At 67.1% G+C, this 20,743-nt stretch carries 18 protein-coding genes and 1 pseudogene; 2 read left to right on the plus strand and 17 right to left on the minus strand.

Annotated features, from left to right (window positions below; genetic code table 11):
* Nucleotides 1-19 precede the first annotated feature (19 nt).
* The 6 genes from AC3B6C_RS10935 to moeA all read right to left on the minus strand — a co-directional run bounded on the left by AC3B6C_RS10935 (nt 20) and on the right by moeA (nt 8,233).
* A complete protein-coding gene (locus AC3B6C_RS10935) occupies nt 20-853 on the minus strand; it encodes a universal stress protein (RefSeq protein ID WP_488376007.1) in 834 nt (277 codons plus the stop codon).
* The gene (locus AC3B6C_RS10940; protein ID WP_488376008.1) at nt 850-2,526 is read right to left on the minus strand and encodes an MFS transporter; all 1,677 of its coding nucleotides are present in this window, start codon (nt 2,524-2,526) and stop codon (nt 850-852) included. The genes AC3B6C_RS10935 and AC3B6C_RS10940 overlap by 4 nt, the downstream gene beginning before the upstream one ends.
* Before the next feature lie 260 nt (nt 2,527-2,786).
* Nucleotides 2,787-5,078 carry an AAA family ATPase gene (locus AC3B6C_RS10945; protein WP_488376009.1) on the minus strand — a complete coding sequence of 764 codons (2,292 nt, stop codon included), beginning with the start codon at nt 5,076-5,078 and terminating at the stop codon, nt 2,787-2,789.
* Nucleotides 5,075-6,160 carry a CDP-alcohol phosphatidyltransferase family protein gene (locus AC3B6C_RS10950; RefSeq protein WP_488376010.1) on the minus strand — a complete coding sequence of 362 codons (1,086 nt, stop codon included), beginning with the start codon at nt 6,158-6,160 and terminating at the stop codon, nt 5,075-5,077. The genes AC3B6C_RS10945 and AC3B6C_RS10950 overlap by 4 nt, the downstream gene beginning before the upstream one ends.
* Nucleotides 6,157-6,888 (minus strand): phosphatidylserine decarboxylase, encoded by a 732-nt coding sequence (locus AC3B6C_RS10955; protein WP_055475704.1) that lies wholly within the window; start codon nt 6,886-6,888, stop codon nt 6,157-6,159. The genes AC3B6C_RS10950 and AC3B6C_RS10955 overlap by 4 nt, the downstream gene beginning before the upstream one ends.
* Before the next feature lie 103 nt (nt 6,889-6,991).
* The gene (moeA, locus tag AC3B6C_RS10960; RefSeq protein WP_488376011.1) at nt 6,992-8,233 is read right to left on the minus strand and encodes a molybdopterin molybdotransferase MoeA; all 1,242 of its coding nucleotides are present in this window, start codon (nt 8,231-8,233) and stop codon (nt 6,992-6,994) included.
* 99 nt (nt 8,234-8,332) lie between these two features.
* On the opposite strand from moeA, the gene AC3B6C_RS10965 reads away from it, so the two are divergent.
* The gene (locus tag AC3B6C_RS10965) at nt 8,333-9,133 is read left to right on the plus strand and encodes an HAD-IIA family hydrolase (RefSeq protein WP_010842871.1); all 801 of its coding nucleotides are present in this window, start codon (nt 8,333-8,335) and stop codon (nt 9,131-9,133) included.
* A gap of 125 nt (nt 9,134-9,258) precedes the next feature.
* Here the strand turns inward: AC3B6C_RS10965 and AC3B6C_RS10970 are convergent, their stop codons facing one another.
* From AC3B6C_RS10970 to AC3B6C_RS10985, 4 genes are all read right to left on the minus strand, one after another.
* Complete coding sequence (locus AC3B6C_RS10970) at nt 9,259-9,717, minus strand: SRPBCC family protein (protein WP_010842870.1); 459 nt, start codon at nt 9,715-9,717, stop codon at nt 9,259-9,261.
* A gap of 99 nt (nt 9,718-9,816) precedes the next feature.
* A complete protein-coding gene (locus tag AC3B6C_RS10975) occupies nt 9,817-10,290 on the minus strand; it encodes a DUF350 domain-containing protein (RefSeq protein ID WP_488376012.1) in 474 nt (157 codons plus the stop codon).
* A gap of 148 nt (nt 10,291-10,438) precedes the next feature.
* Nucleotides 10,439-11,551 (minus strand): acyl-CoA dehydrogenase family protein, encoded by a 1,113-nt coding sequence (locus tag AC3B6C_RS10980; protein ID WP_014925279.1) that lies wholly within the window; start codon nt 11,549-11,551, stop codon nt 10,439-10,441.
* 43 nt (nt 11,552-11,594) lie between these two features.
* On the minus strand, nt 11,595-12,788 hold the full coding sequence (locus tag AC3B6C_RS10985; RefSeq protein ID WP_488376013.1) for an acyl-CoA dehydrogenase family protein: 1,194 nt from the start codon (nt 12,786-12,788) through the stop codon (nt 11,595-11,597).
* Nucleotides 12,789-13,008: 220 nt separating this feature from the next.
* Here AC3B6C_RS10985 and AC3B6C_RS10990 point away from each other — a divergent pair, with 220 nt between their 5' ends.
* Nucleotides 13,009-13,629, plus strand: coding sequence for a TetR/AcrR family transcriptional regulator (locus AC3B6C_RS10990; protein WP_488376014.1), 621 nt, complete (start codon nt 13,009-13,011; stop codon nt 13,627-13,629).
* Here AC3B6C_RS10990 and AC3B6C_RS10995 read toward each other — a convergent pair.
* From AC3B6C_RS10995 to AC3B6C_RS11025, 7 genes and pseudogenes are all read right to left on the minus strand, one after another.
* Nucleotides 13,581-13,787 (minus strand): hypothetical protein, encoded by a 207-nt coding sequence (locus AC3B6C_RS10995; protein WP_488376015.1) that lies wholly within the window; start codon nt 13,785-13,787, stop codon nt 13,581-13,583. The genes AC3B6C_RS10990 and AC3B6C_RS10995 overlap by 49 nt on opposite strands.
* 705 nt (nt 13,788-14,492) lie before the next feature.
* The gene (locus tag AC3B6C_RS11000) at nt 14,493-14,807 is read right to left on the minus strand and encodes a hypothetical protein (RefSeq protein ID WP_488376428.1); all 315 of its coding nucleotides are present in this window, start codon (nt 14,805-14,807) and stop codon (nt 14,493-14,495) included.
* Nucleotides 14,808-14,885: 78 nt separating this feature from the next.
* A pseudogene (locus AC3B6C_RS11005) lies at nt 14,886-15,311 on the minus strand (class I SAM-dependent methyltransferase); the annotation flags it as partial.
* A complete protein-coding gene (locus AC3B6C_RS11010) occupies nt 15,301-16,185 on the minus strand; it encodes an ATP-grasp domain-containing protein (protein ID WP_488376016.1) in 885 nt (294 codons plus the stop codon). The gene AC3B6C_RS11010 and the pseudogene AC3B6C_RS11005, both read right to left, overlap by 11 nt.
* Before the next feature lie 122 nt (nt 16,186-16,307).
* Entirely contained in the window at nt 16,308-17,534 is a 1,227-nt protein-coding gene (locus AC3B6C_RS11015; RefSeq protein WP_488376017.1) for a DegT/DnrJ/EryC1/StrS family aminotransferase, read from the minus strand.
* The gene (locus AC3B6C_RS11020; protein ID WP_488376019.1) at nt 17,534-18,514 is read right to left on the minus strand and encodes a D-2-hydroxyacid dehydrogenase; all 981 of its coding nucleotides are present in this window, start codon (nt 18,512-18,514) and stop codon (nt 17,534-17,536) included. Before AC3B6C_RS11020 ends, AC3B6C_RS11015 begins: the two co-directional genes overlap by 1 nt.
* Nucleotides 18,511-20,715: a tetratricopeptide repeat protein gene (locus AC3B6C_RS11025; protein WP_488376020.1), complete on the minus strand. Its 2,205-nt coding sequence runs from the start codon at nt 20,713-20,715 to the stop codon at nt 18,511-18,513. The genes AC3B6C_RS11020 and AC3B6C_RS11025 overlap by 4 nt, the downstream gene beginning before the upstream one ends.
* Between the last annotated feature and the right edge of the window lie 28 nt (nt 20,716-20,743).

Genomic DNA, 20,743 nt, shown 5'->3' on the forward strand with positions numbered 1-20,743 from the left:
CTCGCACCGAGGGCGGCCATCAGGATGTCCGGCTGTGATCCACGATCGCTATCGGGCATCGCGTGTGATGTTGCGCGGCGCGGGCCACCGAACCCGCCCAGGCCGCGAAGGTGCTTCCCGCGCGCGGGCGGGTGACGACGAGCAACGAGGCCTGCGGAACCGCCTCGCTGACCGCGCGGGACGGGTTGCCGTTGACCAGCTGCAGTGTCGTGTCGCAGTCGGGGAAGCGTCGGCGCCACGGTGCGAGCAGCGCGTCGGCGCGTGCGTACACGGATTCGATCTGGGCGGGCGGCGCCGCGTCGGATATCGCGCACACGACCGCCACCGGGCTCCCCGTGACATCGGCGTACTCGAACGCGGCCGACAGCGCGAGATCGGAGGGGGCATCGACGTCGATCGCCGCGACGACCGGACCACCGGTGGCGAGGTTGCCGTACGGGACGGTCACGACCGGGCAGTGCGACCGCGCCGAGAGCGCGGAACTGATGCTCCCGGTGGTGAGACGTTCGATCAGTCCGGGCCGATGGTGTCCCAGGACCATCAGGTCGACCCGGTCCGACACCCGCGTGAGGAGCGGGATCGCGAAGTCGTGCTCGACGACGGTGTCGATGCGCAGACCGGCATGCTGGGCGGCCAGGCGGGTGGCCATCGAGGACACGTGGGCGACGGCTGCCCGGCGCGTCGCGGCGACGTCGAAGTCGAGGTCGAACTCACCGAGAGGTTGCAGCGCTGCGGTGGCCGCGAATCCGTGGATCAGCACCAGACGGTCCCCGACGCGGGCCGAGGCGGCCGCCCAACGGGCGGCCGCCTCGGATTCGGGACTCAGGTCCACCCCGACGGCGATGGTGTTCATCGCGCGCGGGTGGCGTCGCCCGTCCGCGTCCCGACGGCGGAGGCGTCGTCCGCGACGAGACCGACCGACGTTGCCACGGTTGCGGGTACGGCCACGTCGTCGGCGGCAGCCTCCTGCGCGCGGCGTTCCTCATCGCTGCTCATCGTCTTGAGGGCGACTTCCTTGATGAGCGTGATGGCGATGAAGCTCAGGGCCGCCATGACCGCTGCGACCAAGAAGATCCGGGCCGTGCCGTCGCCGTACGCGCCGCGGACGATGGCTGCGATCGGAGCCGGCAGTTCGTTCAGAGTGGCCAGGCCGGCAGCCCCGCCACCGGTCTGTCCGGACCCGATGCCCAGGGCCCCGAGGCCCTTCGCGATGAGGTCGGTGACGTGGTTGGACAGGATCGCGCCGAGCACCGAGACACCTGCGGCTCCGCCGAGCGAGCGGAAGAAGGTGACCGTCGAGGTCGCCGCGCCGAGGTTGTCGGGGCTGACGTTGTTCTGCACCGCGAGAACGAGGTTCTGCATGGTCATGCCCATGCCGCAGCCCAGGATGAACAGGAACGCACCGACCAGGACCATGTTCGTGTGCGCGTCGATCGTCGCGAGCAGGCCGAAGCCGATCGTCATCATCGCGGCACCCGCCACGAGGAATCGCTTCCACCGGCCGTACCGGGTGATCAGGTTGCCCGACACGGTCGCCGAGAGCATCGAACCGATGACCATCGGCAGAGTCAGCAGGCCGGCCGCGGTGGGTGAGTAGCCGCGCGCGATCTGGAAGTACTGCCCGAGGAACACCGCGCCGCCGAACAATGCGACACCGACGCCAACGCTGGCGAGAGTCGCCAGGGTCGTCGTGCGGTCGCGGAAGATGTGCAGCGGGATGATGGGGCTCGACACCCTCGACTCGACGAAGACGGCCGCGGCGAGCAGGGCGACTCCGAGTGCCACCAGTCCGTACGAGGTCAGCGATGCCCAGTCGAAATTCTTACCCGCCAGCGTCACCCAGACGAGCAGGGTGCTGACGCCCGAGGCGATGAGCACCGCGCCGAGGTAGTCGATGCTGACCTTCTTGCGGACGACCGGGACGTTCAGTGTGCGCTGGATGACGAGGAGGGCGATGACGGCAAGGGGGACACAGACGTAGAACGTCCAGCGCCAGCCGAGCCAGCTGGTGTCGACGATGACGCCGCCGATCAGGGGCCCGGCGACGGTTGCGACGGACATCACCGCGGCCATCGGTCCCTGGTACCGGCCGCGTTCGCGCGGGCTGAACATCGTCGCGACGACGATGACCACCAGGGCCTGCAGACCGCCGAGGCCCAAGCCCTGGACGACGCGGAAGCCGATCAGCATCTCGACCGACGTGGACAGTCCGGCGAGGACGGAACCGAGTGTGAAGAGGAACAGCGCGCCCTGGACCAGCAGCTTCTTGCTCACGAGGTCGGCGAACTTGCCCCAGATGGGCGTCGTCGCGGTCGATGCGAGCAGAGTGGCGACGACGACCCAGGTGTATTGATCCTGGCTGCCGTGCAGGTCGGTGATGATCGTGGGCAGGGCGTTGGACACCACGGTCGACGACAGGAACGCGACGAACATGCCGAGCAAGAGGCCGACGAGGGCGTTGATCTTCTGACGATGAGTCATCGGCACGTCTTCGGCCGGCGCCACCGCGGAAGCGGGTGCACTCATAAAACAAACCTCCGAGAAAGAATGCTGCCCGCGGCGACCGGAGACGGGGCGGGCAGCGAACCGGGACGCGCGACGGCGTACCGGATTGGTTGATTGCTGCAACTATAAAGCGTGATTGTTGTAACCAGCAACTATCGAAGGTTATTCCGAGTGTGTTCCGGGACTCACCAGCGCACAGTCGACGGAATTCAGCGCCCAGTCGACGGAATCCCCTGCCCAGTCGACGGAAAGGCCCGCACGGTCGATGCCCGGGGCGGGGGTCAGTCGAGACGACGCTGCGCGTAGGCCTTCAGGTCCGCCACCTGCGCGGGGTCGAGAGACGGTCGCACCCGCCGGCGGGCCTCGTCGACGTCGGCCACGGTCACCGAGGCGGCGTCGATGTCGCGGCGCATCGCCGACAGCGCGGCCTCGCGCAGCAACGCCGAGCAGTCCGCCGCCGAGTACCCCTCGAGGTCGGCGGCCAGCTCGTCGAGGTCGACTCCGTCGAGCGGGACGTCTCGCCCGGTGGCGCGCAGGATGTCCCCGCGCGCGTCGGCGTCCGGCGGCGGCACGAAGACGAGTCGTTCGAGCCGACCGGGCCGGAGGAGAGCCGGATCGATGAGGTCGGGACGGTTCGTCGCGCCGAGCACGACGACATCCTGAAGCGGTTCGACGCCGTCGAGCTCGGTGAGCAATGCGGCGACCACGCGGTCGCCGACCCCGGAATCGGTGGACTGGCCACGGCGCGGGGCCAGTGCGTCGACCTCGTCGAGGAAGATCAGCGAGGGTGCCGATTCGCGGGCTCGCGCGAACAGGTCGCGCACCGCCTTCTCCGACGACCCGACCCATTTGTCCATCAGTTCGGCGCCCTTGACCGTGTGCACCGACAGCTGGCCCGACGCCGCGAGCGCGCGGACGACGAAAGTCTTGCCGCAGCCCGGCGGACCGAACAGCAGAACCCCGCGCGGCGGGTCGACGCCGAGCCGGGCGAAGGTGTCGGGGTGTTGCAGCGGCCACAGGACCGCCTCGGTCAAGGCCTGTTTCGTCTCCACCATGTCGCCGACGTCGGCCAGCGTGATCGAGCCCAGTGCGACCTCGGGGGAGTCCGAGCGGGACACTGGACGGATGACGTCGAGGGCGCCGACGAGGTCCTCGGTGCGCAGGGACGGCGCGGACTTCTCGGCGCTCGCACGTGTCGCGGCGCGGAGCGCGGCCTCCCGGGCAAGGGCGGCGAGATCGCCGGCGACGAATCCCGGGGTGCGTGACGCGACCGACGTGAGATCGAGGTCGCCGTCGGTCGGGACGTTCGACAGGATCGCCGACAGCAACCGCGCACGGGTCGCGGCGTCGGGTAGCCCGATGACGAGTTCGCGATCGCAGAGCGACGGGTCGCGCAACCGGGCGTCGAGGCGTACCGGTTCGGCGGTCGTCGCGACGAGCACGATGCGACCATCGGAGATGCCCGAGCGCAGTTCGTCGAGGATCAGGGCGGCGACCGGCTCGGGTTCGGCGGGCAGTAGTGCGTCGACATCGGTGATCAACAGGACCCCGCCCGCGGACCGGGCGCGGGCGACCGCCTCGGCGACGGTCCGCAGGCGTGCTTCGGCCTGGGTCGCGCCGGCCGTCGGGCCGTCGACCGTCACCAGCGTGCGCGACGCGCACACCGACCGCACGAGTGTCGCCTTGCCGCCGCCCGCCGGGCCGGTGACCAGGACGCCGAGACGCGGCGTCGCGCCCAGGGTGCGCAGCACGTCGGGCTCGTCGAGGGTGATCGTCAGCCATTCGGTCAGCTTGGTGATCTGGGAATCGACGCCGACCAGCTCCGACACCGGCCGGACCGGCACGTCGGGCTCCCGGGCGGGCTCGCGGACAGGGGCGGGCGCGACGACCGGCCGACGCGACTCGGTCTCCGACACCATGCCGAGGGCACCGGGGATCCGGGGCGAACCCGGCCCGGTGCGGTCGCCGAGCGGCGCCACCTCGCCCGCCCTCGTCGACCACAGCACGGCGGTGTTGGTCTGCACGCTCACGGGCGCGGAGACCTGCCCGTCCGCCGGTGGGCCGGGCTCGGTCGCGGTGACGGTCAGCAACTCGGTGGTCCAGGTGATCCCGACCGACCGCGCCAGCGCACGGGTGGCCTCGGTGGCGGCGAGTTCGGGACCGAGGTCGCGGGGGAGCAGCGAGACCGCGTCACCGACGGACAGGACCTTTCCCAGCAGTGCACGGCGCAGCGTCGACTCGGTGATCGACTGGGTGGCCAACGCCGAGCCGCTCACCACCACCCGGCTCGCGCCCTGCACCGCGACCGGTGCGAGCACGACCGTCGAGTTCTCGCGGACACCGGCATTGGAGAAGGCGATCTCGTCGAGGAGGGCCACGCCGGTGGGTGCGGATGCCTCGGTCGCGGCCACCACGGCCGCCGTCACGCGGGCGCCGGTGATCGTCACCGCGTCCCATTCCCGGAGCGCCAGAGCCGTGAGTACCTCGGGGTGGACGCGGATGATGCCGCGCCGGGCCTCGGCCGCCGAGGGATTGTGACGCGCCGTCAGCGTCAGGGAGGCGGGTGCGCTCATTCGGGCTCGCTTTCGGTCGTCTCGCCGGTGGCGCGGGCCGCGGCGACGCCGGGGCCGGGGCCGGTCGGACGGTTCAGGCCCAGCCGACCGAGCGAGTTGATGACCGGCCGGCGTCGCCGGCCACCAGGAGATGCCGTGCGCAGGGCACGACGCTGGGCGCGACGTTCGGCCGGTTTGTCCTCCCAGTGCTCGGGCCGGGAGGCGACCCAGCGACGCGCGCGCCACGCGAACGGGATGTGCAGGACATACCCGGCGATCGCGATCATCATCAGCACGTAGGGGAAGGTCACCAGCAGTGCCGCGGCCGCGGCGACCAACACCAGCAGGCCGGCCACGGCGCCGGGCGGGATCGACGCGGTCTTCAACGAGGAGGTCGGGACGCGGCTCACGGCCAAGAAGGCGACCAGGATCAGCCATCCGCCGACGGCCGGCAGCGACGTCCACCAGCCCTCGCCGAACTGTTGCTCCAGACCGATGGGCAGTAGCGCTGCGATCGCCGCGGCGGGAGCGGGGACGCCGGCGAAGAAGTCGCGCGTATAGGCAGGTGCGTCATCGTCGTCGAGCAGGGTGTTGAACCTCGCCAGCCGCAGCACGATGGCGCAGCAGTAGATCAGGGCGAGCACCCAGCCGAGGTCGTGGCCGTCGATGAAGTGGAAGTAGATGATCATCGCCGGGACCACGCCGAAGTTGATCGCGTCGGCCAGTGAGTCGATTTCGGCGCCGATCCGGCTGGTCGCTCCCATCAGGCGTGCGACCCGGCCGTCGATGCCGTCGAGGAACGCGGCTGCGACCAGAAGTGCCATCGCGGTGTCGACGTCGCCGTTGATCGCCGAACGCATCGCCGTCAGTCCCGCGCAGATCGCGAGGATCGTCAGCGACGACGGGATGACGATGCGGCTCGCCTGTGCCTGGCGTCGTAGACGCCGACGCTCCGGCGCCTTCTGCGGAACCGGATGCGCCTGCGCGTGTCGACTGGCCGATCGTGCCGTGGGGGTGCGGGCGGTGCGTGAGCCGGGGCGTCGCCGCCCGGAATTCGTGCCGGAGGAGGTCATGTCGGTCGAGTTCACCGGGCCGGAGTTCACTGATCCAGGTACGCGAACGGGGTCTCGCCGCCGACCGCGCGCTGCCCGACCGAGACGCGGGGCCGGGTACCGGCCGGGAAGTAGACGTCGACACGCGACCCGAATCGGATCAGCCCGTAGGTGTCGCCGATCGCCAGCGAGTCCCCGACCTTCGGTTCACACACGATGCGCCGGGCGATGAGACCGGCGATCTGCACGACCGCCAGCTCGGGGCCGGGGGCGCCGCCTGCGGCCGTGGTGCGGATGGTCATCGTGGTGCGCTCGTTGTCGCGGCTGGCTTCGGGCAGGTCGGCGGAGACGAACGCGCCCGGCGTGTGCGTCACGGTGGTCACCGTGCCCGCGATCGGCACGCGCTGCACGTGGACGTCGAAGATCGAGAGGAAGGTCGAGACCCGCGGCAGCGGCTGCGTGCCCAGGCCGGATTCGGCGGGCGGAACGGCTTCGTCGACGAGGGCGATGGTCCCGTCTGCGGGAGCGACCACCACGCCGGGCTCGGTGGGCGGGACACGCTTGGGATGCCGGAAGAAGGCCGCGCACGCCCCGGCGGTCAGCGCGGCGGGCCGCGCGATCCAGCGGTGCCGACGCCCCAGGAGGGCCACGGCGGCCGGCGCGGCGACGAACGGCGCGCCCGCCGGGTGGATCGGGGGGATGGTCTCTCGGGCCAGATCGAGAAAATGGGCGACACGGCCGGTGTCACCGGAGCCGTCCGGACGCGGACGTCGGGCCACGATCAACCTCCTCTGGCCTGTGTCCAGGCCGGGTACATGTGCGCACCGCATCGCCGGGTGCATCGGCGTCCACTCTAGAGCGCCGCCCCCGCGGACCTCGTCGTCAGCGCAGGACCAGCACGTCCACGAGCGATCCGGCCTCGACTGCCTCGACGTCGGCGGGGACGTCGATCAGCGCGTCGGCCTCGGCGAGGTAGCGCAGGTGATGGGATGCGGGCGGACCGATCGGGGCGACTCCGACAGTCCCGTCGACGTTCGCCGCGGCGAGCACGCCGCGCAGGAACTGTCGTTTGCCGCGGGGTGAGCGGATGTCGGCGGCGAGACGTGCCCTGATCCGATCTCGGTCGGCAGGCAGTCCCATCGCGGCGCGCAACGCCGGCCGGATGAAGACCTCGAAGGACACGAGCGCACTGACGGGGTTGCCCGGAAGGGTGATGATCGGTACCCGGCCCCCGCGGGACGAGGGGAAGTGGCCGCACCCCTGGGGCATACCCGGCTGCATCGCCACCTTCACGAACTCGACGGTCCCCGTCGCCGACAGTGCGTCCTTCACCACCTCGAAGGCGCCCGCGCTGACGCCCCCCGAGGTGATGATCAGATCGGCGTCGTCGGCGACCTCGTCGAGCCGCGCGGCGAAGTCCGCGGTGTTGTCGGGCACGAAGTGCAGATGACGACCGACCGCGCCGGCCTCGATGACCGCCGCGGTGAGCATGGCGCCGTTGGACTCATAGATCTGCCCGTGCCGCAACGGCTTTCCGGGCTCGACGAGTTCGGAACCGGTGGACAGCACGACCACGCGCAATCGGCGGGCGACGGCGACCTCGGCGATGCCCAATGCGGCCAGCAAGCCGATCTGCGGCGCGCCGATCACCGTGCCGGCCGGCAGCGCCCGGGTGCCGAACTCGATGTCGGAGCCCCCGCGCCGGATGTGCCTGCCGCGCTCGGGCGCCGCGGTGAAGGTGACGGTCGCCGCCGCGGCCACCGGGCCCACCACGGCGTCGGTCAGTTCGACGGGGACCACCGCGTCGGCGCCCCCGGGTAACGGGGCGCCGGTCATGATCCGGTGCGCGGTCCCCGGTTCGAGCGTGAGGTCGTCGGTGCGGCCGGCGGGGATGTCCGCGGCGACCGGCAGCGTGACCGGGTTGTCGGGGCTCGCATCCGCGAGATCGGCGGCGCGCACGGCGAATCCGTCCATCGCGGAGTTGTCGAAGCCGGGCAGCGAGAGCGGGGCGTCGACGTCGGTGAACGTGGCCAGGCCCAGGGATTCGGGCACCGCGACCTGCGATTGTTCGGGCGCGCCGAACAACGCCGCGACGACGCGCTGATGCTCTACGACGGTACGCATGGGCTCAGCATGCCAGGTGCCGGCGCGGGCGCCACCGCGTCCCGGCAGGTGGCCGGGCCAGTCCTGCGACCCAGCTGCCCGAGGACTACATTCGTGCGCATGGCGCTGGGTCTGCTGCTCGACATCGACGGGGTGATGGTCACCTCGTGGAAGGCGCTGCCGGGTGCGGTCGAGGCGATCGCCGACCTCGCCGATCAGGGCGTTCCACGGATGTTCTTGACCAACACGACGTCCCGTTCGCGCGGCGAGATCGCCGAGGCGCTGAACTCGTCCGGTTTCGAGGTGAGGGCCGACGAGATCCTCTCGGCGGCCAAACTGACCGCCGAACACGTCGCCGCCACCTATCCGGGCAAGCGCGTGTGGGTGCTCAACGAGGGGCCGATCGCCGAGGACATGACCGGCGTGGAGCTGACCGACGACCCCTCGTCGGCCGAGGTGGTGGTGCTCGGCGGCGCCGGTTCGGTGTTCACGCACGCGACGCTGTCGAAGGTCCTGGAGATGCTCCTGGACGGCGTCCCGGTGATCGCGATGCACCGCTCGATGACCTGGTCGACGGCGAGCGGTCTGAGCATCGACACCGGGGTGTACCTGGAGGGGCTCGAAAAGGCTTCGGGCGCAAAGATCAAGGCGATCGGCAAGCCCTCGCCGGTCGGTTTTCGGGCGGCCACCGAGATCCTGGGCCTCGAGCCGACCCAGGTGGTGATGGTCGGCGACGACATGCACAACGACGTCCTCGGCGCCCAGGCCGCGGCACTGATCGGGGTGCTGGTGCGCACCGGCAAGTTCCGCGAGGAGGCGCTGCACGCACTGCAGCGTGACGAGTTCGGGCCCTACCCCGACCACATCATCGACTCGGTGGCCGACCTCCCCGAGCTCATCGGCAAGCTCAGCGGGACCTGATCTCTGTTCCTGAGGGGCGTGCGAGACCCTTCGAGGCTCGTCGCTTGCGCTCCTCGCACCTCAGGGAGCGGAGGGGGCGTCGTGTTCTGCGCCCTGAGGAGCGAGCTTGCGAGCGTCTCGAAGGGTCAGTTGGTCTCGGCGGCGCGTTTGATCTTGCCCAGGGTCTCGGCCATCCCGAGCTTGAGTTCCTCTTCGAACGACTCGGCCCCACCGAAGAGCTTGTCCACGAGCACCGATGACACCTTGGTGGTCGATCCGTTGACCTCGCGGCGCTCGGTGACCGTGACGCCGGCATCCTTCGGGGTGATGGTGTAGCTCCAGATGGTGTGGTTCTCCGCGACCCGGAAGCCGAGTTCCTGGTTGGGGGTGAAGCGGACGACCTTGGCGGTCGTCGGCCACACCAGCGGCCCCCGGCGGTTGATGTTGATGGTCTTGGTCCCCAACCCGACGGTGCCGCCGCGGACGATCATCTTCTTGCACTGTGGGCTCCACTCGCCCATGCGCTTCAGATCGGAGATCACCGACCACACCTGTTCGGGCGTGGCGGCGATGTCGATGGACTCCTCGATGAGTGCTGCGGTCATGGTCGCCCACCCTATGGGCTTGTTGGCCGAGGGTCAATAAGCATGTTCCGGTGCTCGAGTCAACCCGGAAAACGCGCGGACCAGCGGCGTCTCGTCGACTCAGACCAGCAGGGTCGTGCCGATGACTGCACCCACTGCCACGAACACGGCAGCGGTGATCCAGCCCGCGGGATGCTCGTCGGCGGCCCGTCGGCCGGCGTCCGGAGCGGCGTCGTCACGCGCCGACCCGTCGAACAGCAGCGTCCCCAGCTTGCCGGGCGTGAGCCAGTCGATCAGTACGAACGACCACATCATCACCGCGATGGTGAGCACCGAGTAGGCCGCGGTGTAGAGCAGCGCGCGCCACAACTCCAGTAGCTCGGTGTCGATGACCGACGAGACCAGCACGATCGCGAGACCGATGACCATCGACGTGGTCAGCAGCACCGCGTTGCGGTTGTGCTCGATCCACACCAACTGCCGCAGCCGGCCCGGCGTCACCAGGTCGAGTGCGGCGAATCCGAGGACCAGCAAGGCGATCCCGACCAGGCTGAACGACGCGCCCGCGGCCAGGTTGTCCCGCAGCAGTTCCATCCGGTTCCTCTCGCCCCACGACGACTCCCGACAACGACTTCAGCGAAGGCCTCGTACGCCAGAAGCGCAGAAGGACCTTCGCTGAAGGACAGTAGCCGGGGCGCAGCCCCGCAGCACCCCTTCCGGCGCGTGTCCGGAAGGTGCGGTGTCAGCCGACGCTGAGCATGTCGTAGTTGTCGACGTTCTCCGCGAGACGGGTCACGTGGTCCGACGCGTCGCCGAGAGTGTGGCTGATCGCCGTCAGTCGGCTCACGTAGTGGGCGATCGGGTACTCGGCGGTCATGCCGATACCGCCGTGCATCTGGATCGCTTCCTGACCGATCAGGCGCGCGGACCGGCAGATCTGCAGCTTCGCCCGCGACGCGATGATGGGATCGGCGATGCCGTCGGCCAGCGCCGACGTCGCGTACAGGCTCAGGCTGCGCGCCAGTTCGAGCTGGACGTACATGTCGGCGGCGCGGTGGGTGAGGGCCTGAAAGGCCGACAGCGTGACGCCGAACTGCTTGCGCGACTTCAGGTATTCGACGGTCAGATCCAGGCTGCGCTCCATCGCGCCGACGGCCTCGGCGCACAGCGCGGTCTGGACGCCCACCTCGGCGTCGGCGATGGTCTGCGACGCGTCGCCGGTGCCCAACCGCGTGGCCTTGACGTCGTTGAACTCGAACTGCGCGCCGCGTCGGCGATCGTGCGTCCGGTAAGGCGTGCGGGTGACGCCCTCGGCGTCGGCGTCGACGAGGTAGAGGCCGACACCGTTGTCGTCGCGGGCCGACACGATCAGCTTGGCCGCGCAATCACCATGTCCGACAAGGCTCTTGGTGCCGTTGAGGACACCGTCGGCCGATGCGGTCGTCTCGACCCGCGCCTCCGGCCAGCGATCACCGGGCTCGGTGTGGGCGAAGGCCATCAGGAGTTCGCCGGAGGCGAGTGCGGTGCGCAGTTCGGTGCGAGTCGCGTCGTCGGCGAGCCCGAGGAGCGAGCCCGGGACGAGGACCGAGTCGAGGTAGGGCTCGGGCGCCAGTGCGCGTCCGAGTTCGGTCATGACACTGGTGAATTCGACGGGGCCGGCATCCATGCCGCCCTCGTTCTCCGGGAAGGTCAGGCCGAGGATGCCGATCTCGGCCAGCGACTTCCACACCTTCTCGCTCCAGCCGAGATCGGTGTCGGTGACCTTGCGCAGTGTCTCGACGTCGTAGGTCTTGGTGAGGACTTCGCGAACGGTGTCGCGCAGCATCCCCTGCTCTTCGGAAAGCTCGAAATCCATGGTGTTCCTTTGGTGAAGGTCTGAAGAGAGTCGTGGCCGGGGCTCAGAGGCCCAGGACGGCCTTGTCGATGATCTGGCGCTGGACTTCCGACGAGCCGCCGTAGATCGTGACCTTGCGGTAGTTGAGGTAGGTCGGGGCCGCGAGCTGGGCCCACTCGGGGGCGCTCACCTCGGCGCTGCCGTTCGGTGCCGACGCGTCGAGCTGTGCCACCGGAAGCGAGTCGGGGCCGGCGATGTCGGCGATCAGCTCCATCGCGGCCTGCTGCAGCTGGCTACCGGTCAGCTTGAGCAGCGACGACGCGGGGTTCGGCTTGCCGTCTGCCGACGACGCGGCGACACGCAGCTGGGTGAGCTCGAGCGCGAGCAGTTCGTTCTCCACCTCGGCCAGACGTGCCGCGAACAGCGGATCGTCGAGCAGGGTGCCCTTGGCGGTACGCGTCTGCTTGGCCAGTTCCTTGGCGCGGGCGAGCTTGGCCTTGGTGTAACCGACCCGGGCGATGCCGTTGCGCTCGTTGCCGAGCAGGAACTTGGCCTGCGTCCAGCCGCTGTTCTCCTCGCCGACCATGTTCTCCGCGGGGACGCGGACGTCGTTGAAGAAGACCTCGTTGACCTCGTAGCTGCCGTCGATGAGCTGGATCGGGCGGATCTCGACGCCCGGGGTGTCCATCGGGAACAGGAACATGCTGATGCCGGCCTGCTTCTTCACGTCCGGGTTGGTGCGCGCGAGGCAGAAGATCCAGTCCGCGAACTGGCCGAGTGTGGTCCAGGTCTTCTGACCGTTGATCACGTAGTGGTCGCCGTCGCGGACCGCGCGGGTCTTGAGCGACGCCAGATCGGATCCGGCCTCGGGCTCGGAGAAGCCCTGGCACCACCAGATGTCGAGGTTGGCGGTCTTGGCGAGGAAGCGTTCCTTCAGCTCGTCGGACCCGAACTGCGCGATGACCGGGCCGATCATGCCGACGTTGAATGGGAGCATGTCGGGGACGAACGCGAGGCTCATCTCCTCGCGGTAGATGTGGTGCTGGATCGGGGTCCAGTCCTTGCCGCCGTGCTCGACGGGCCAGCTCGGGGTGGCGACGCCGTGCTCGTTGAGGATGCGGGTGGTGGTGACGAGATCCTCGGGGTAGTTGAGCTTGCCCTCTTCGCACCGCTTGCGGACGTCTTCGGGGACCTTGGCGAAGATGCTGCGCAATTCCTCGCGGAAGGACTCTTCTTCAGGACTGAATGTCAGCTGCATGGGTTCTTCTCTACTCCTGTCGAAGGTGTCCGTACTCGGGCGACGGCGTCCGGGCGATGGCGTTCGAACGAGGGCCTCCGTCGTGCGCGGTCCTGCTGGATGAGCCAGCCGAACCACTGGTGACTAAGCGCTTGCTTAGTGATAGGTTGCACTATGCCGCGCGGGCCGGATGCTGTCAATCACGGCCGTCGCGCAGGCGTCTGGAGACCGTTTTGAAGGGATGAATGTGGGCCCGTCCGCCGAACCGGTGCAGCAGGCGCGGCCGATGGCCGCGCGGGCCCGGCTCCTGCGTGCAGCCGTCGAGGCGTTCGCCGCGAAGGGGTTTAACGGCACCACCACCCGGGACATCGCCAACGGCGCGCAGATGAGTTCGGCGGCGGTCTACGTGCACTTCCGCTCCAAAGAGGAGTTGCTGTTCGAGATCTCCGATGCCGGTCACCGCGCCATCCTCGCGGCGATCGACGAGGCCGACGATCCATCCGCGTCCCCCGGCGACCGGCTGCGGGCGATCGTCCACGCGTTCACCGAGCACCACGCGCGCGAACATGTGGGCGGACGGGTGGTGAACTACGAGCTGAACTCACTCGCACCCGACCACCTGGACACCGTGATGGCCATGCGCCGCGAGATCACCCGGCGAGTGCGGGCAGTCGTCGACGCCGGAATCGACGACGGCGACTTCGCCGTCGCCGATTCGCTCGCCACCACCAACGCGATGCTGTCCATGGGAATCGATGTCGCGCGCTGGTATCGCGACGGGAGTTCACTCTCGCCCGAGGAGATGGGGGACTTCTATGCCGAATTGGCGATGCGGATGGTCGGTTCGCGGTTGTCGGCCTGACGGCCCCGGCGTCGCATGACGACGGCGAGGACCGCGCCGACGAGCGCGATGACCAGTACAGAGCAGACGTAGCCGATGATCGTGTCGCGTAATTCGATGTGCGACACAACGATTCCGGCGATGACGGCCGGCATGCTGAAGGCGAGGTAGCTCGCCACGAACACCGATGAGAAGACCTGGCCGCGCTGCGTGGCCGGGGTGGGGCCCGATGTTGTCCATTGCCGCGAGGAAGGTCGCCGCCCAGCCGGAACCGGCCACGACGGAGCCGATCATGTACAGGGGCAGTGACTCGCCGAGGACACCCGACAGCGAGATCAGCACGCCGACGGCCATAGCGGGGTAACCGTAGGCCGATTTGACCGTCGACGAGCGGCCGGTGATGAGCAGCGACGTGACCGCCGCGCAGGCGAAGAACACGAACAGGATGAGGCCGGCGGCACCGTGATTGGCTGCTGCGCTGGTGGTCATTGGACTTCCATGTCGCCAGTGTCAAGCCGGTATGCGTTGAGCGAGCGGGTGCTGCTGGTGGGTGCCCGAACAGTACTGCGCCGGCCGATCGTGGATTCAGGGTGCCCGGACCCCGAGGATCGAACGCACATCGCCGGTCTCGAACCGGCGAGACGCCACCGCGCGGGTCGGGGCGGTTAGGACCTGTTCGTGGCCGGGGGAGGTGATGTCCGAGGATGCCGTCGAGCGGCGCCGGCCAGGCGGGTGTTTCAGATCGGCGCGGCACCGGCCAGGAAGTGTTTAGCTACCTCACCGAGCTCGTAGATCTGTTTCTCGGCGCGGCTTCTGGTCATGGCACCCGACTGGGGGGCCGCCGCGGTGACGATTGTCGAGGCCGATTTCCCTCGGGGTGGCCATCAGATCTCGGCGACCACCTGACCTGGAGGCGGGCTCGGCGCCGAGTCTCTACGCCGCGCGATGACGAGCACCGACCGTTCGATGGGCCGTGGTTCGCGCCGTACCCACGCGCCGAGAAGGTGGGCCGCGTAGCGGACGACGCCCACCATGAATTCACCGGTCGGGACGAGCTGGAGTGACGGAAAACCGCGAGCCAGAACCTTTCGGAGCGCACGCGCCCGAGCCACCGAGGACCCGACAGCTACCTCGTCGAGCGTGACAATCCGAACCTCCTCGACGGCAGTCCAATCCGCGAGCTGAGCGGGACCAGGCATCGCGTCACGCTCGGCGGCCAACGCGGTAGGGAAGAAACGTAGGAAGTCGAACGATGACAAAGTTTCCTGAGTGCCGGTTCTTACACATAGGAAACCGTCGGGCCGGAGTCTGGAACACAGCGCGCGTAAACATTCCGCGGGTGCGGCACTGTAGTGCAGGACCATCGAGCAGAACACAACGTCAAAATCACCGGTAGGTGCGACGGGGATGGCATCTATGTCGCCGACAACACGCGTCACTTCTGGCCCGGCCTCGTCGGTCTGTCCACGACGAAGCATCTCAATCGACCGATCCACCGCTACAATCCGACGCGGCTTCCAAGCGGCATCGAACACTGGCCAAAACCGGCCGGTTCCTGCTCCGATGTCGAGGACTAGACCATCTGGCGCGACGGGCATTAGCGACGACAGTGTAGCGGCCCACGCCGCGACGACCTCGTCGCCCAAGGCGCGAGAATTGGCGTAGCTTTGAGCGAAGGTTCCCGTGCTGTAGTTAGTTCGCATGCCACACCCTGGGCAGATGTTCGAGCTTGGGATGGTGCCCGCGCTCTGCCAGGGTGGCGAACACGTCACGGGGTGTGTCGCCGGTACATGTCAGCCGCGAGGTCGCAACGATTCTCGGCGTGGCTAGCGGGGCGCCCTCGTATGGAATCTCGGCAGCGAACTGTGAAATGTCCGGCAAAAGACTGTCTCTCAGTGCGGAGGGATCGAAGATCGGGATGCCAGTAGCCATGGCGACGATCCGCATCGTGCCGCAGACACGTGGATTGATGTCAGTCACTAAAGGGGTCCCGTCGGCCGTGACGATGTACTCGATCTCGGCGAACCCATTGATGTCGAGGAGCTCTGCGAGAGTCGATGCGGAGGAATATATTTCGGCGAGCAGTTCCTGTTCAATGCCCGCCGGGACCAGACGCAGGCGCTTCCACGGTGGACGCAGCGACTCCGACGTCGCGCCTTTGTAGACTGGGGGGAAGCGAACGGTGTGCCCGGATTCTCGATGCAGCACCACGGAATACTCGACACCTGCGATGTACTCCTCCCAATAACCGTCTGTCGGTAGTTCGTCGAGTGAGTTGTGCCAGCGGATACCACGGCTTTGGGTCGATGATCGTCCCTTCCAAATGTATTTTCCGCCTGGCGGTGGCGGTTGCGTCGGCAGACCCCACGAAGGCACCGGAATCTCAGCTAACGACAGCAGTCGCTTCTGCAGGAGCTTGTCTAAGCCCGCACTCATGGCCATCCCGGACTGGGCAGTCACCGTCGTTCCGCGTGAACGTAACTCGCAGGCGAGTGCCCAGTCCCGAAGCAGAGAGTCGTGCCCGGACAGGATGCGGAAAGCGTCGGATTCGGTGCTAGCCATGACGAGATCGGCCATCACTCGCACATCGGCATCCTCCTCGCCGAGAAACGTAACGTCGGTTGCGGAGCCGCAGAATCGTCTGTACCACGATTCTAGGCTCAGTGGGGAGACGAGCGTGAGTAGCTCGCGGCGGACGGTCACGGGGCACTGAATGCGTCGCGGAGGATTCTCGCGGCGACCTTCGCCAGCTCTTGGGCGATGGTGACGTCGTCTTCGTAGAGACGGTTCGCTGGGAATGAAATCATCCGATCGTGGAGGCGTGTGCTGTGCGGTAGTGTGTCGTCGCCCGGTGCCGAGACGGCAAACGTGCCTAGCCGACGGACCAGGAGATTCTTGTCTTTCGCGAACGTCGGCGTGATGGAACGGACCACTCGGTTCAGCGGTCGGGTCGAGGGCACGGTCGCCGGCACACCGGCGGCTCCGAGTGCGCCGAGGAGATCATTACGTCGAGCCGTGGCCACGTCTGGAGGCAACGTATACACGAGGTCGAAGTGGCTCCTATTGAGTCGTGGCGCACTAGACCTGACAGGGATCAACAGCCCGTCCAAGAGCTCATCGACGACGGCGACGTTGGCGCACCTGGCCTTTGTAACCTCGTCGATGGTCCGCAGATGATCCAGTGCAAGTATGGCAGCCAACGGGCTTACCCGGAGATTTCCGCCAAGTGCGAACTCGGCACCGGGCCGGAGGCCTTCGGAAAGGAGGTCTGTACGGGTCCGAGGCTTGAAGTGGCCGACCATGAGCGCCAGATCGCGGGTCCGGTCATCGCCGGCCACCAACAGCCCGCCGTGCCCGCCACTGACGAGCTTGCCGGCCCCGATGCTGTAGATCGCTGCATCGCCGAAGGTGCCGACGTGTCGATCGCCGACTGACGAAGCGTGTGCGTGCGAGCAGTCCTCGAGCAAGCGGACATTGTGAGCGGCACAGACTTCGACGATCGCATCGATGTCGACCGGATTGCCGAACAGGTGGGTCACCACGACCACCTTGGTCCGCGACGTAATGGCGCGTGCGATGGCGCGGGGGTCGACTGAGGCGTCGTCCTCGCTGCTGTCGACCAAGACCGGTCGAGCGCCGAGCCACAACGCAGGCGACGCACTGGCCAAGAAGGTAAGGTTCGGGACTATGACCTCGTCACCGTGGGTCACACCGAGCGCGACAAGTGCCGCGTAAAGCGCGCTGGTCCCCGAGTTGAACGACACCACATGCAGGCCGCCGTGTAGCCGCGAAAAGTGTTGTTCCAACTCCTTCACTGGGCCTTTTCCGGCGTAGTCATATACGTCGCCATCGGCCACAAGTCGCGCGACCGCGCTGGCGGCCTCGGGACTGTATACCGGCCATGGGGGAATCGTCGAGATCCGCATCAGTAACCCTTGACGAGGTCGATGACATTGCAAGGCTTGATGCCCTGCGAGTGGCGCAGTAGCTCGGACACGAACAACTCACGGGTCCGGCGCTCCGTCGCATCGGTGAAACTGGATGTGTGGGGACTTATGACGATTTCTGGGCAGCTCCACAGTGGGCTGTCCGAAGGAGGTGGCTCACGGCGCGTTGCGTCAAGAACTGCGCCGGTGAGGCTGCCGGACCGCACTGCAGCAACCATGTCATCCTCCATTACGGTCTCACCTCGCCCGACATTGATCAAATATGCAGGACTGGAGAGGTTTTCGAAGATCGAGCGGTTGAGCAAATTCTCCGTGCTGGGGGTGAACGGAAGGCAGTTCACCACGAAGGTGACCTCCTGAAGCAGTTCGCGCCAAGGGGCGTCACTGCGCATCACGCGCTGGACGTTTGGAACCGGACCACCGCCGAGGGAAACGCCGTACACCCGCATCCCTAGTGCCCGGCAGGAGACCGCCAGACGACGGCCGATGTCGCCGAGGCCCAAGATCATCACGCTACGCCCGTCGAGTAGGAGGTTGTCAGCGCGTGGCACCCATTGACGCGCAGACGAATTTATGACCGTACGTGGCATCTGCTTCGCAAGCATGATCATTGCGCCAAGTGCCCATTCCGCGACCGCTGGCGTATGTGCACCGCGGGCGTTACTAAGCGTGATTTCACGCTGGGCGAACGAGGACAGCGGCAGGCGATCGATCCCTACTGTGTCGGTGTGAACCCATTGGACTTGGGGCAGATGCTCAACCACCGCGGTGACCCACGCCGTTCGGTCGTGCTGACGCCGCCACACAATCTGGACCGAGTCTGCCGGTGTCGTTGCATTGATACTGAGACCCTGCGTGGATGTTCGTAGCGTAACGAGATTCGCATGCGGGAATCGGCAGTCCGCCATCTGTTTTTTCGTCTCAGGGGAGACGCCGACGAAGGGGACCGTGGTAGTCATAGGTCGCGATACTCTAAGAGAAGGGGAAGTGAGATATCCGGGTGTTTACCTTGGGCTATCTCGAGCAGCGAGAGTGTCTCTCGTTCTTCGACGGCCGTTCTGATCCCGCACAGGCTATGCGACAGACGATTCGACAACTCACCCAGATCGGTGACTACTGAGTCGAGAAGGCTTCGCGCTTCATCGACTAGTAACATGGCGGATTCCCAGTCTGTGCGGCTCATCGCGATCAAGGCGCTCAGTGTTGCGCTCTCGGATTCCTCGAACCGGAAGATCGGTGCGCGAATACCAGTCAGACGATGAAGCGCGCGGGCCTCGGTGATCAGTCGGTCGGCGTGCTCTGGGTCGCCTGTGATTTCCGAGCTCGGTGCGGCGTTAGCCAGAGCGCGCGCAACGAACGGGAGGAACCGGTCGCGGTTCTGCAGAGCCTGCGAGCGGCGGAGTTTTACACACTCAGCTGCATACGTTCGTGCCGCGTCGGCACGGCCCGAGGACAACAGGATACAGCTCATGTTGTTGAGAATTGACCCGCGGGTCTTGGCGACCTGGGCGTCAGTGTCGTTCTCGTGACCCGCCAGGTGTAGCTGCGCCGCCCGTACCTCAGCAAGTGCCTCGTCGTACCTGTCCAGCTCGGCGAGGCGGAAGGCAAGGTTGCTCCGGGCACCCGCCAATACCACCGGCTGGGCATTGGCGTCGACTAAATGCTGGATGGCCTCGTCGGCGGGCCGGAGACTCCTGGCCAGCTCCCCCCGCTCCCAAAGCCGATTCGATAAATTGCACAGTGCGCGACCCAGAGCGCTTTCGGTTTCCGTGGTCGGAGCGAACAGGCGTAGACGCTCCACGGCCAGCTGGGCCGATTGAGCGGCTTGGTCGACCCAGCCAGCATCCGAAAATCGGTTAGAACATTCCATCGCCGTCGTGATGTCCTGCAGCGTCGGCGTCCCTGAATCGGGTATCTCTTCAATTATCTGGCGGGCTAACTGCGCCGCTAAATCAGACAGCGCGACCGTCTCGTCGGGAATTCTGCCCAAAAGGATGGCCAGTTCCTCGGCCGATCGCCCGGCGGCCTCCTTCTTCAACGCAGACGTCAACTGGTCAGGTGTCTCTAACTGGCTGGCAACTTCGATCGCAATCAGATAGAGAACGCGGTCGCCATTCGCGACGACGTGCTCGAGTTCGCGGGCCACTTCCGGATATCGGGTGGCGGCGCGGCTCAGGGTGAGGAGTGCTCGGTGCCGCTGATCGGTGTTGCGTGCCGCACTCTCGGGACCGTCGGCTGATCCGGGGAGACGGCCATCGTCGATGAGGACTCCGGCGATGAGATCCTCGGCCAGTGCGTCAGGTCGCAGACCGTCGATGTAGGTCTGCGCCCCCGGATAGAGCCGCCGAAACAAGCGGCCGACCTTGCGCGTTACCACTGGACTGAGGTCGGGGCTGCACTCCGAGATCAGCTGCGTGGCATCGATTTCGGTGGCAGCACCATAGAAGGTCAGGGCGGCGCAGATTCGATTCAGGTCGACGTCGTCGAGTTCGTCGATGCCGGCTGCGGCCGCTGATGCGGCAATGTACCTCCGCTCGTGGGCGAGAAGTCGATCGGTGCCAGGTTTGGTGTTGGGGCCGCTAGAGATGACAGTGGTTAGCGCATCGGCGAGGACGTCGAGTACTGATGAGTACGATTTGTAGGGCGCCGACGTGTTCAGGACCGGGGGGCTACCGGTCTCCATAGCAAACTGTTGACACGCGGTGGAATACAGTTCGTTGACTCGTTCGCGTGATCGGGTGAGTGGTGCGATCGGTTGCACTGTGATGTCGGCAACTAGGTCTGCGACTTCGGAATCTCTGGCGAGCAACGCATTCCACCAATCAGTGGCGGTGCGGGCAAGGAGGAGGAAGCGGACCTTGTCGTGTACTCCGTGCTCAAGAAGCGCCGTCAGCACGTGGAAGAGTTGTTCACTGCGTGTCTCGGCATAGTCGAGCACCAGCAGACTCGGTCGGGTGGGGAGCTGGAGGACTGTCTCCTCCCCGTTCACCGCCAATGAGAGTGGTTCCACGTGCCAATTGTTCGCTTTCACCAACTGCATTAGCTCGCGGGCGAGCCGGGACTTTCCTTGACCGGCAGCGCCCGTGACTAGTCGGATGTCGAAGTCGTCGTCACGCAGACACCACTGCTCGAGACGGGCCAGCTCTTCATCGCGGCCCACCAGGGCAGGGAGCAAGCTGTCCGGACGC

The organism is Gordonia sp. 11cp, from assembly GCF_057767225.1.